Origin of the sequence: Turicibacter sp. H121 (assembly GCF_001543345.1) — a bacterium.
GTDB classification, from domain to species: Bacteria; Bacillota_I; Bacilli_A; order MOL361; family Turicibacteraceae; genus Turicibacter; species Turicibacter bilis.
Genome location: NZ_CP013476.1, coordinates 658,824 through 671,340 on the forward strand (window position 1 = coordinate 658,824; position 12,517 = coordinate 671,340).

The following is a 12,517-nucleotide window of genomic DNA, read 5'->3' on the forward strand; positions in this document are numbered from 1 at the left end:
CATCACCAAGGGGGGAGTCTACCCTTTTTTAGAGATTTGGAGTATCAATTGACTCAAATTTAAAATCAAAACGATAAAAAGCTGTGGTTTAGACTAAAATTTAGTCTGTCCACAGCTTTTTTTGAATGGTCATGAATAATTCAGGAATATATTAGTTATATTAAATTTTATAAGCAGCTCCGCTAGATGTAATCTTCCAACCATTGATTATAGTATCTTCTGCCATATGTCCATTGGAATAGAAATAATACCATGTTCCATCAACTTTTTCCCATCCAGTTGACATTGCTCCATTTGATTTTAAATAATACCACTTTGATCCATCTTTTAACCATCCGGTCTGTATTGCTCCTGAGTTGTTTAGATAGTACCATTTTGATCCATCTTTTAACCATCCGGTCTGCATTGCTCCTGAATCATTTAAATAATACCATTTTGATCCATCTTTTAACCATCCGGTTTGCATTGCTCCTGAATCATTTAAATAGTACCATTTATTCCCAACTTTTAACCATCCGGTTTGCATTTGACCTGAATCATTTAAATAATACCATTTTGATCCATCTTTTAACCATCCGGTTTGCATTGCTCCTGAATCATTTAAATAGTACCATTTATTCCCAACTTTTAACCATCCGGTTTGCATTTGACCTGAACCATTTAAATAATACCATTTTGATCCATCTTTTAACCACCCAGTTTGCATTGCTCCTGAATCATTTAAATAATACCATTTTGATCCATCTTTTAACCATCCAGTTTTAGGGGCTCCAATTTCATCAATATAATACCAATGACCATCTTCAAAATTCCATCCTGAAGGTTTCACATTTGTATTCCATTTGACTTCATCGACTAACTTATTATTATTACTATCGTATGCAGTGGCAACGACTGTATTCGCTTCTGAAAGCTTGACATTTTTCCAAACAAAAACACCATCTTGTTGTTTCGTTCCCATACCATAGTCTTTTCCATTAACAGTTAGCGTAACATTATTCGCATTCGAATAAACTTTTACATCTGTGGTATTTGTAGTTCTCTCGGTAAATCGACGACTTGTAATATAGACAAACTCGTCTTCTTTATTCCAATTAGCTTTATAAAGATAAAAGGCATCCTTCTTAGTCTGACGATCATATGTTACTAATCCTTTATCATTTAATCGCTCTTGTCCACCTTCATTTCTATAACTTGAGAAATCAAACATCGCCCATGCAAAAGCAACTCCTAAATTATCCATTTGATTTAATTTATTTAAGACAGCTTCATGAACAAAACTTTGATACTCCTCTGGATGGAAATCCCCTTTAGAGCTTGTTGACGTCCATATAAAGTTTTCATTCATTTCAGCATGCTGATTTATATTTGCTCCTGCTCCATATTCAGAAAGAATAATAGGTCCATTACTAGCTAAAATTGAAGAATATTTATTATACATACTCATTAATGAATTACCAATGCTATTTGCTCCAATTAATGTTGCCCCACTGCTAAGATTACTATACCACCCTGCATAAATATTAAAACCTGTAATATCTATATCAGAATTAATGGTCCAATTAGCTGACTCTCGAGCTTTGTCTTCTCCACTAATATGCGCTTGTGCCACTAAACGTGAACTATCTTCTGACTTTGCTAAAGCAGCAAGCTCTCTCATAAATTTAGAAAGCGTTTCAACCGAAACATCAAATTGTGATCCAAACTGTGCATATGATGGATTAGTATTTACTTCATTTTGAATTCCCCAGAATACAATAGATGGATGATTATAGCCTTGTCTAATCATTTCTATTAATTGCTGTTTTGTTGTCTCTCTAAACTCTTCCGTATCAGCCATAATTAAATAGAAAGGTATTTCATTCCATACAATGAATCCCATTTCATCAGCTAAATCATAAACATACTGTTCATGAGGATAATGCGCAGTTCGAATAGCATTAGCTCCCATTTCTCGAATCATTAATAAATCTTCTTTTTTAGATTGTTTAGAGACAGCATTTCCATATCCTTTACGATCCTGATGGAATCCTACACCATTTAATTTATATTTAACACCATTTAAATAAAATCCATCATCTTTAAATTCAAAAGTTCTAAAACCAATACGCTGTGTTTCTGAATCAATAATATTTCCTGCCATATCTAATACATCAACAACTACAGTATATAGATATGGATCATCTACACCTTGCCATAAATGTGGATTAGTTACAATTACTTCAGGTAAAAAGACATAATCATTTTCTACTTTTCCATTTAATGTTTGTTGTAATTCAGTCTTTGTAACTACTCTTCCACCAGTATCTTTTAATGTTGCTCTAACAAGAACATTCTTACTAGATGAAATTGAATGTGATAATGCAATTTTTGGAGCTAGTGTCGCAGTATTACTTTTTAAATCAACATTAGTATCTAAATAAATCCCACTACTGCCATAATCTTCAGTAGAAATATAGATATCATCAGTTATGACTAATTCAACATCTCTATAAATACCTGCCCAATGTGTAAAATCAGTATTAATTGGAATTGTATCAGTATCTAAATTCGTCACTTCTACCTTAATTAATGCGCTATTACCATTAACATAGTCTGTAATATCAACAATAAATGTTGAGAAACCACCAATATGAGTTGCAACCTCTACATTATCAACGTATACTTTTGTTTTCTTATTTGAACCATAGAATTTTAAAAATAAATTTTTTGAATCATAGCCTGTAATATCAATAACTTTTTTCATAAGTCGCTGTCATCTGATTCATTTGTGGAATATATGACATAGTTGGATGAGTATACTCCCAAGAATGTGGTAAATTCACCAAAGTAGTTTTTCCTTGTTTTGTAAAACTCCATCCTTTATTTATATTAATAATACTTTTGGGTTCATAAATCTTATTTTCATCCAAAATATCATCATCTAAGTTAAATGCCTCTATATCTGTATCTTCAGATTCTACTTCCTCCGATTCTGTTCCTTCAGATTCTACTTCCTCTGATTCTGTTCCTTCAGATTCTACTTCCTCTGATTCTGTTCCTTCAGATTCTACTTCCTCTGATTCTGTTCCTTCAGATTCTACTTCCTCTGATTCTGTTCCTTCAGATTCTACTTCCTCTGATTCTGTTCCTTCAGATTCTACTTTCTCTGATTCTGTTCCTTCAGATTCTGTTCCTTCAGATTCTACTTCCTCCGATTCTGTTCCTTCAGATTCTACTTCCTCTACTTCCGTCTCTTTCCCCTCCATGTCCTCAGTTTCAAGAACCTGGTTTATTTCATCAATAGAATATTCACTTTGTACTCCTGCTAAAGCTACAATATTAGTCGATGAAATAATTAAGCTTAATGCAATAAATAAATTTAAGATTTTTTTTAACACTCTCCTACCTCCCATTTCTCTTAATGCATATACAATTATACCATTTTCCCCTATTTTTTCTACAAAAAGTAAATATTAAATTCATTTATACAAAAAGTCCGTCAATAATTTATTTAAATCTCCCTATAAATCAGTTTTATTCTAACGAAATTTTAATCGATAATGAATAATTATCAATTTCTTCTTTTTAACTAAATCTTTTTTGGTACTATCTGTATTAACAAACTGTTGATATTTATTGAGAATGAGTTTTATCATCAAAATTCCAATAAATTATTTATTGACCATAGCTAACAAAATTAATATTTTGAAGCATCGATATTTACCTAAAAATAAAACATTTTATTATTTAACTCTCCTTAATTCAAGATTGTATCCATACCTTGAGATATATCCTAATAATCACATTAAAATATAGTGAATAATTCATAAAACGATTTTTCATTTAGTCAATCTACTCATTCACATCCTAAAAATAGGTTCTATAGTATCCGATGATGCAACTTTCTAACTATGATCCCCTCAAGAGTGCTAGTCTATCTTCATTTCTCCAAAGAGGTTTCAAAATAAAATTAAGGCAACTAATGGGAGGGTGAGGACATGGGATTAATAGCGAGTTTACTCACTACTAATAGGTACGGCCCATCTGACGAATCCTCACCACTCAAGTTGCCTTACACTTTTTTATTATTTTAATTTCTTGCCCACCAACGTACAACGCTAGCCACTTGACCTGATACCCTCCCTGTGCATCTTAGTATAAAAAAAGACAGCATCTTAAAGATACTGTCTAAATGATTAGCGTTGTTTTTTAGCTGGGCGGTCTTGGCGAACTAAGCGCACAACAGCCTCAACATGAGATGTTTGTGGGAACATATCCACTGGTTGAATATAGTCCACACGATATTTCTTCGTTAATTCTTTTAAATTCTTAGCTAACGTCGATGGATTACATGACACATACACAATCGTTTTTGGTTGCACACGTTTTAACATCTCGATTAGCTCAGTTCCTAATCCTGTACGAGGAGGATCCACAATCACGACATCTGGTTTAAATCCTTCATTCGCCCATTTCGGTACGATTTGTTCTGCTTTACCAACGGCATAGTATGTATTTGTTAAGCCATTTAATTTTGCATTTTCTTTCGCATCCGCAATCGCTTGACGTGTAATATCCACCCCACGTACTTCACTTGCTTTATCTGCAACCCATTGACCGATTGTTCCAACACCACAGTAAGCATCAACCACTTTTTCGTTTCCTTTTAAAGCAGCTGCATATTTGACTTGGTTGTATAATTTAATCGTTTGTTCTGGGTTTAACTGATAGAACGCGCGTGGAGATAAGTTGAACTTGAAGCGTCCTAATTCATCTGAAATGAATTTTTCTCCAGCGATGTGCTTCATTTCTTTTCCGAAGATTTCATGCGTATCTTCGTTGTTAATATTTAAATAGACCGATTTAACATCTGGGCAATATTTCATTAAGTCTTTCGCTAAAGCATTCATTTTTCTGAACTCGTTATTAGCAAATACGAACGTCACCTGAACCTCACCTGTTTTGAATCCACGACGAACGACGATGTAGCGTGCTGTTCCTTTTTTCGTTTTAGGTGCGTAAGCGAACACTTTGTAATCATCTAATAAATCAACCGCATGATTGATCACTGTGTTAATTTCTTCATATTGAACATCACAATCTGTCACATTGACTAATTCACGTGAATTCATGCTATAGAATCCAACCATAACCCCATCTTCGTCATATCCAACTGGCATTTGAGCGCGATTGCGGTAGTTATATGGATCTTTCATTCCGATAGTTGGACGGATATCACATTCTTCAGGATCTAAATTCGTATAACGTTCAATCGCTTGTGAAACCGCGTCACGTTTAATACGAAGTTGCTCTTGATAAGACATATGCTGTAATTGACATCCACCACATTGTCCATAAACTTCACATGCTGGTTGCACACGGTGCTTTGATTTACGTTTCACACGTACCAGTTCCGCTTCCGCGTAACCACCTGCCACACGCGTACAAGTCGCAACCACTTCTTCACCCACTAACGTTCCTGGAATAAAGACCGCTTGTTTTTTATAATATCCGATTCCCTCACCGTTAATTCCGATGCGTTTAATCGTCACTAAAAATTCTTGACCAACCTTTAAAGGTGACATATTCATCTATTAAAACCTCCAATGCTTTGTTAAGCTATCCTTTATCTTACCACATTCCCTGTCATTTTACATCGAAATCCCTATATTTCATAATAACTTTCACATATTGATTTGATTATTTTGGTGGCCAATGCTTGACTTTTTTATAAAAGATGCTAAAATAGGCTTAATTGAATATGTCTCTTGTTCTCTTTGATGAGTTAGAGGTGCGTGTCCAATGAGTAGGAATTTCGAGAGTGACGTCGATGACAAATTCTAAAAGGTGTCCACGCCGAAGTCTTGTTTGTGTCAACCAAACTTGTGCTGGTGTTATGTTGAATAAATTTAACACTGTCACTACAATTGTAGTGGAGGACTAATGATCGGAGAGTTAAATAATACTTGTCATCTATCGTCTAATAACCTTAGACTTTTTAGAGCCATGTATGAGTTTAACTCTGCATGGCTCTTTTTTCTTTATCAAAAGAACAGCTTCTTATTCAATTGCACTAACAATTGAGGAGATGATTTATATGATTGGAACCATTTATGCGTTAATTCCGGCACTACTTACGATTGCCCTTGTTATTTTTACGCGCCGTGTCGTATTATCACTCGGGATTGGTGCCATTTCGGCTGCTTTTATTTTAGCCAATTTCAATCTCATTCAAACGGTTGAAACGCTTGTCTCAACGTTTAGTGGACTTATTTTTGAAAAAGATGGATTAATCGGCTTTTTAAACGATTGGAACCTGTCGATTATTTTCTTCTTACTTGCACTTGGGGCCATTACAGCTTACATCGTCTTATCAGGCGGAGCGTCTGCGTTTACAAAAGCGATTATCAAACGCGTTAAAACGCGTGAAGGCGTTCAATATACGTCTGCCATTTTAGGAATTTTAATTTTTGTTGATGACTACTTTAATGCCCTAGTTGTCGGAAATGTCTCAAAACCGTTAGCTCAGCAACAAAAAATTTCACGAGCGCGACTAGCTTACATTGTCGATTCAACGTCAGCACCAATCTGTGTGATCTCACCGATTTCAAGTTGGGCGACTGGAGTGATGGGATCGATGGCAGTTATTTTTGCAAGTACAGGTGCGACGTACAATACGTTCTCTGCTTTCTTAATGACGATTCCTTATCATTTCTATGTGATTGTCTCAGTTATCATGGTCTTCATTGTCATTAAATACAATTTAAATCTTGGACTCATGAAAAAATACGAGACGGATACGATCAATGGGAATGATAGTTCTCTTACGAGTGCTGAAGTGGCAAACGCTCACGGAGGCGACGTGGAGTCATCAAAAGGAACAGTGTGGGATTTAATCGTCCCAATCTTGACCTTAATCGTCGTGACGGTGTTAACGATGGTGTATACTGGCTATGTAGGCGCAATGAATAACGCATCAGACTTCAATTTATTCTTTGCAATCTTAGATAACATCAACCTATCAACAGCGCTTCGCTTTGGTGGAGCAGCGGGATTAATCGTCTCAATGGCAATGGCATATCGTCATGTTATAAGTGGTGAAGTCACGCAGAACCAATATGTCAAAGCCTTCTTCTCAGGGATGAAGTCAATGGTTGGAGCCATTATCGTTTTATTATTAGCATGGGCAATTTGTGAGTTAGTTAGTGCGTTAGATGCGGGTGGCTACTTAGCCTCTGTCATTACATCAGCGAACATTAATCCAAACTTCATCCCAGTTGTAATGTTCATTGTCGCAAGCTTCATGGCTTTCGCAACAGGAACGTCATGGGGATCATTTGGAATCTTACTTCCAATTGCTGGTTCAGTCGCAGCGGCGATTGATATGAATTTAATGATTCCAGTGATGGCTGCTGTTTTATCAGGTGCTATCTTTGGAGATCATGCCTCACCTATTTCAGATACAACCCTTTTATCAGCAACAGGATCAGGTTGTGATTTAGGTGCTCACTTTAACTCTCAGTTAGCATACGCCCTTTTATCAGCTTGTATCGCTTCACTCGCATACATCGCATTTGGAATGACTGAAAGTTTAATGATTGCCTATCTCATCATCATCATTGGCTTCATCGCTACAATCTTTTATGCAAAATCACAAAACAAATCGGAAGCTATCCAAGAATAAGGTCGCTTCCAAAACAAAATCAAAGGTGGAAAAAATAATTATAGATAACAAAAGGAACTAAGTGCAGAGGGGAAACTGCATCTTAGTTCCTTTTTTCTATATTAAAGAGAGGTTGAGAGAATTGGAGAAGAAAGTCTACATTATATGTATTTAGCATCAAGATGATAAATACATAAGACTTCTGTATTGGTAAATAGAGAACTTCAAGTACAAACTCAAAGTATAGTCCCACCATGAAAGACTATTAACTTGGGAGGTTATCTCTACACACCCTCATTATAGGCACCCATTCAAAATCCTAAACAAAAATGCGAAAATTTTTTCATTATTTTAAATATTAATAAATTATCTTCTAAAATCCAGGCCATTTTTATGGGGACTTCGATAATAACTGTGGGATGATTATCATCCTATTAAAGTCATTTTATACAGTTCACCTTTAATGGTTATACCTAATTTCTTCTACCTAAATGGATACTTCCTTCTATACAAGACCATTTAACTGATAAAAGAGATTTTTCTCGAGCCTTTTCTTTTTAATCTGAATCACAAAAAATCTTCTGAATAATCATTTGATGTAAGGTAAAAGTTTGATTTAAATTTCATCTTACCGATGATTCATTATAATAATAAAAATGAGACAGTGAATAGAGAAAATCTATCGTGGGATTAGGAGTATTTTATACTCCTAATCTGAAAGGCCCACCTAAAGACTTTTCTCGTAAAAACTGTCTCAATCTAATTTATTATAATCTATATTTTTTATCCATGTAGCTACCTGATGAATGTCTAAAGAAATAATCAAACTTTTAATAACTCACTCCTTAATACTATGATTCCCCTCACTATATCCAAGTCAACCCTTGTATAAAAAAATAAACCTCGAGAGGGGGAACTCTCGAGGTTTGGTTAAACGGTCGTGGGGGAACACGATCCGTTTGGGAGTGAGAAAACATAATGAATAAGAAAATCAAAGGGGGAGAAAATTTATTATCATTTTCATCCATAGTTATTATGGCACAAAGTTATGTACAAAAAATGAATTAAACGTGTTCTTTCAGTGTCCTTGTAACGTTTACATCACTTTTTTCTACAAATTATAACCAATTATTCAATAATCACCGGACTATCTTGTGTCATTAAATATTGCAGTGACTTAAACTCATACCCTTCATTTCGAAGTTCAGGAATTAACTTATTTAAACATTCTGCATTATCACTTGAGATACTGTGCATTAACACAATGGCACCCGGATGCATACGTGCTAAAATTTGATTATACGCATAATCCGCACCTTTTTGTTTATTCACATCCCAGTCCATATAGGCTAAAGACCATAAAATTGTATAATAGCCACGCTCTTTCGCCCAATCTAACATTTGTTGATTAAAATGTCCTTCAGGTGGTCTTAAGTAACGAACCATCTCTTGGCCCGTAATCTCTTTATATTTATCTTCAACTAATTGTAATTCTTCATTAAATTTTTCTTTGTTGACTTTCGCTAAATCTGGGTGATGCCACGTATGATTGCCGACGATATGTCCCTCATCTGCCATTCGTTTCACAAGTTCCGGATTTTGTTCCATGAAATGTCCCGTCACAAAGAATAAAGCTGGCACTTGATGTTCTTTTAAAACATCTAAAATTAAGGGTGTATTTCCATTTTCATAACCACAATCAAATGTTAAATAAATCATTTTTTGATCGGCGGGACCAATATAATAAGCATCATTTTGACGAATAATATCATCAAACTCTTGACCCGGCCATGGTTGCTCATGATTCTCACCTTTTGGGATACCCCAGCCTATATCTTTCGCCTCTGCGTGACAAACTGAGATAAAGCATAAGAGGAACGTTAGAACAGTCAACTTCCAACTAAAATGTCGATTCATGTTGTTCACCTCTCATTATAAAAGAATTATCACTAATAATTTGTCGAGTTTTGTGTAAAATATACATAAACAACATAAAACCATTTATTAATCATGGTATGTCCCTTAAACTGACGACATATCATAAATTAAAAACCTTAGTTGGGAGGGACCAATTATGCAACATGTTTTTAGCTTAACCTTTATCAAAAAAGTAAAAGAACAAATGAATCATCGAGAGATTAAAGCCTTACCTGAACAAATTGCATTCAACTTAATTATGGCCATCGTCCCGCTACTCGTCGTCATTGTTCAGCTCGGAACTTATCTCTCTTTAAATACCGATCTCGTGAAGTATTTGATTACAGCCTATGCGCCACAAGAAGTTCAACAACTTTTACTCTATCTTTTTGATACAACCTCTGCTCCTCAATCGGGAACTTTATTTGTTCTACTGACCGCCATCTCTTTCTTTTGGCTCATTTCAAAAGGTTTTTACGGGATTTCGATAGCTGCTAACACGACCTATCAAGTTCCCCTCATGAAATTCGCCTATCTTGAACGTATCTTTTCATTTATGATGCTTTGTTTTATGATTTTACTTCTCGTGGTTGCTATCATCCTCGCTTTATTTGGTCAAGCTATCATCTCACTCGTCCTTCACCTTCTCAATATTCAAGTGGATTCATACATGATTATTCTCTTTAATATCATTCGATCAACGATCAGTTTCATTTCCTATTTCTCCTTCTTTGTCCTCCTGTTCTACCTCGCACCAACCATTAAAATTAAAATTCATGAAATTATACCCGGTGCTTTAGTAACAGCCGTTGGGTGGAGTGTCGCCTCAATTGGGTTTAGTTTCTATGTCAATTACATCGCCAATTATAATAAGTTCTATGGGAGCCTCTCAGTCATTATTATCCTTCTCTTTTGGCTCTATATTTTAGGCTATGCCATCATGATTGGATTACAAGTGAACTATATCTTAAAACGCGATTATTACGGAGGCGTTGACTACTTACCTCGCCTAACTCTGATTCAAAAATCTAAATATCTTTCAAAATGGACAAAATTTACGGTTAATGACGAACAAAAGATAAACTAAATGCACCTCCTTTTCGTATGAACCTCTACCTTCATGAATACAATGGAACATACTGATAACTGAGGTGAAAATTATGAAAAATGTATGCCTAATTTTAGGATTAGTGATCATGAGTTTATCCGGTTGCTCCAATAATACAAGTCCAAAAACTATCTCAACACCTCAATCGCTACAAAGTCTATCCATCACAACCAATACCGGAACGAACACTAACACGGTCTCTAATCCAAGTACGGAAGAAAACAATTCACAACCAAATGATTCAAATCAACAAACAGAAACCACCAATTCAACAGAAAAAACATTCGCCACACAGCAAGACTTTGTAGATTATATGTATGAAAAAGTAAAGGCCCTTGAAGACACCATTTCACTACTCGACTCTAACTTAACGCAAGTATATTCTGTAGCGGGAACAGAAGCTGAAACAGCTCAACTTTCAATCCGACATAATCTATTAAAACAAACAACGAATGAAATGAATGCTATTGAATCACTAAAACGACCAAATGAAGAGGTCGCAACGCTTCAAGACTATGTTGTAAAGGCTTATCACTACAACGTTGAATATAAAACAGCAGAATACGAAGTCTTTAAAGCGGAAACTTTACAAGATCGCCAAGTGTTATTAGATGCAAATGCGGAAAATGAAAAACTCGCTCAACAATACATCTCATTGGCTTGGTCAGAAATTGATCGTCTTTCAGAAACGGCCTACGACCGTAAATAGTAAAAACTGAGGCTAATTACTAGCCTCAGTTTTTACGTCTTTCGGATGTTTACGATACTTAAACTCACTCATAATCCAGATTAATCCTGGAATAGCTAATTGGAAAATAGGGAGAAGTCCTTTAGGATTCTCAATAATTACACGGTAAATATTTTCAATCCGATTAGAGCTAATCTTTGTTGCTCCAAAGATTAACAAAATTCCAATAGGAATAGCTAATTGACGATAGTTAAATCGAACAACGATTTTTTCTAAACAAGAAAGTCCTGCATAACAATAAATACTGATCTTAAAAAAACAAGTCGTCATTAAAATAATAATAGATAATGGATCAACTCGTTCAAAAACAACACTCACTCCAACCATTTTCATCGCATTAAAGAAAGGATAGACGAAGTTTTCTGTTAAATCAGCACCTAAAATCCCAATATTCATCACATCAATTCCAAGTAAGATAACCATCGCCAAAGTAATGCCGACATAGCCATATTTCAAGATTTTTCCTTTTTTATCATTCGGGATTAATGGAAAAAGAAATAGAAAGGCAAGGGCTTCACCATATGGAAACAAGCTCATCGTATAAATATCAGTCTTTAAGGCAAATAATCCTTTTTCAAGAACTGGTAATAGATTTTCAAATTTAAAGATATCTGATGTAAAAACGGCAATTAATAATGGGATAAAACAAATACCAACAACATAAAACAACAGCTCTGATGAGCGACCAATGACATTCACCCCAAGAATCAGTCCATAGACAATTGGAATCATTAAAAGTGTAATCACAAGCGTTAGATTAGCATCAATCATGATGGTTGCCTTAATCATATCAGACGTACTTTTCAATAACCCAGTCGCTAAAAACAAGAAATACCCCATATAAGCAAGAATAATTAACCCACCTATCCATTTTCCAAAAAGATCCCTAATAATTTCTGTCAACGATTGAAACCCATGTAATTTACTAATTCGATAATAAATAGTAAATAAGAGACCACCAAAAACAGTACTAATTAAGATGACAATCCAAACATCGCGTCCTGAAAAACGTCCCACATTAATAAGTGATGTACTACTAGATAAAAACAAAACAAGTAAAGTTAAAAATTGATTTAAACTAATCCGTGATGTTTTCATA

8 protein-coding genes and 1 riboswitch are annotated in these 12,517 nt (G+C 35.0%); of the genes, 3 read left to right on the forward strand and 5 right to left on the reverse strand.

The window, feature by feature from the left end; translation table 11 throughout:
• Positions 1-160: 160 nt before the first annotated feature.
• The 3 genes from AT726_RS03275 to rlmD all read right to left on the reverse strand — a co-directional run bounded on the left by AT726_RS03275 (position 161) and on the right by rlmD (position 5,573).
• Positions 161-2,746 (reverse strand): glycoside hydrolase family 2 TIM barrel-domain containing protein, encoded by a 2,586-nt coding sequence (locus AT726_RS03275; RefSeq protein WP_068759000.1) that lies wholly within the window; start codon positions 2,744-2,746, stop codon positions 161-163.
• Positions 2,730-3,380: a hypothetical protein gene (locus AT726_RS03280; protein ID WP_068759001.1), complete on the reverse strand. Its 651-nt coding sequence runs from the start codon at positions 3,378-3,380 to the stop codon at positions 2,730-2,732. The genes AT726_RS03275 and AT726_RS03280 overlap by 17 nt, the downstream gene beginning before the upstream one ends.
• A 798-nt stretch (positions 3,381-4,178) precedes the next feature.
• Positions 4,179-5,573: a 23S rRNA (uracil(1939)-C(5))-methyltransferase RlmD gene (gene rlmD, locus AT726_RS03285; protein WP_055242384.1), complete on the reverse strand. Its 1,395-nt coding sequence runs from the start codon at positions 5,571-5,573 to the stop codon at positions 4,179-4,181.
• A 187-nt stretch (positions 5,574-5,760) separates the two neighbouring features.
• A riboswitch (Lysine riboswitch) is annotated at positions 5,761-5,933 on the forward strand.
• 59 nt (positions 5,934-5,992) lie between these two features.
• Between rlmD and AT726_RS03290 the strand changes: the two genes are divergently transcribed.
• Positions 5,993-7,666 (forward strand): Na+/H+ antiporter NhaC family protein, encoded by a 1,674-nt coding sequence (locus AT726_RS03290; RefSeq protein ID WP_237297194.1) that lies wholly within the window; start codon positions 5,993-5,995, stop codon positions 7,664-7,666.
• Between the two features lie 1,107 nt (positions 7,667-8,773).
• Here the strand turns inward: AT726_RS03290 and pdaA are convergent.
• On the reverse strand, positions 8,774-9,562 hold the full coding sequence (pdaA, locus tag AT726_RS03295) for a delta-lactam-biosynthetic de-N-acetylase (RefSeq protein WP_055277085.1): 789 nt from the start codon (positions 9,560-9,562) through the stop codon (positions 8,774-8,776).
• A gap of 157 nt (positions 9,563-9,719) precedes the next feature.
• Here pdaA and AT726_RS03300 point away from each other — a divergent pair, with 157 nt between their 5' ends.
• Both AT726_RS03300 and AT726_RS03305 read left to right on the forward strand, forming a co-directional pair.
• A complete protein-coding gene (locus tag AT726_RS03300; RefSeq protein ID WP_068759003.1) occupies positions 9,720-10,649 on the forward strand; it encodes a YihY/virulence factor BrkB family protein in 930 nt (309 codons plus the stop codon).
• A 73-nt stretch (positions 10,650-10,722) separates the two neighbouring features.
• Positions 10,723-11,379 (forward strand): hypothetical protein, encoded by a 657-nt coding sequence (locus AT726_RS03305; protein WP_055277080.1) that lies wholly within the window; start codon positions 10,723-10,725, stop codon positions 11,377-11,379.
• 12 nt (positions 11,380-11,391) lie between these two features.
• Here the strand turns inward: AT726_RS03305 and AT726_RS03310 are convergent, their stop codons facing one another.
• Complete coding sequence (locus AT726_RS03310) at positions 11,392-12,516, reverse strand: GerAB/ArcD/ProY family transporter (protein WP_068759004.1); 1,125 nt, start codon at positions 12,514-12,516, stop codon at positions 11,392-11,394.
• Between the last annotated feature and the right edge of the window lies 1 nt (position 12,517).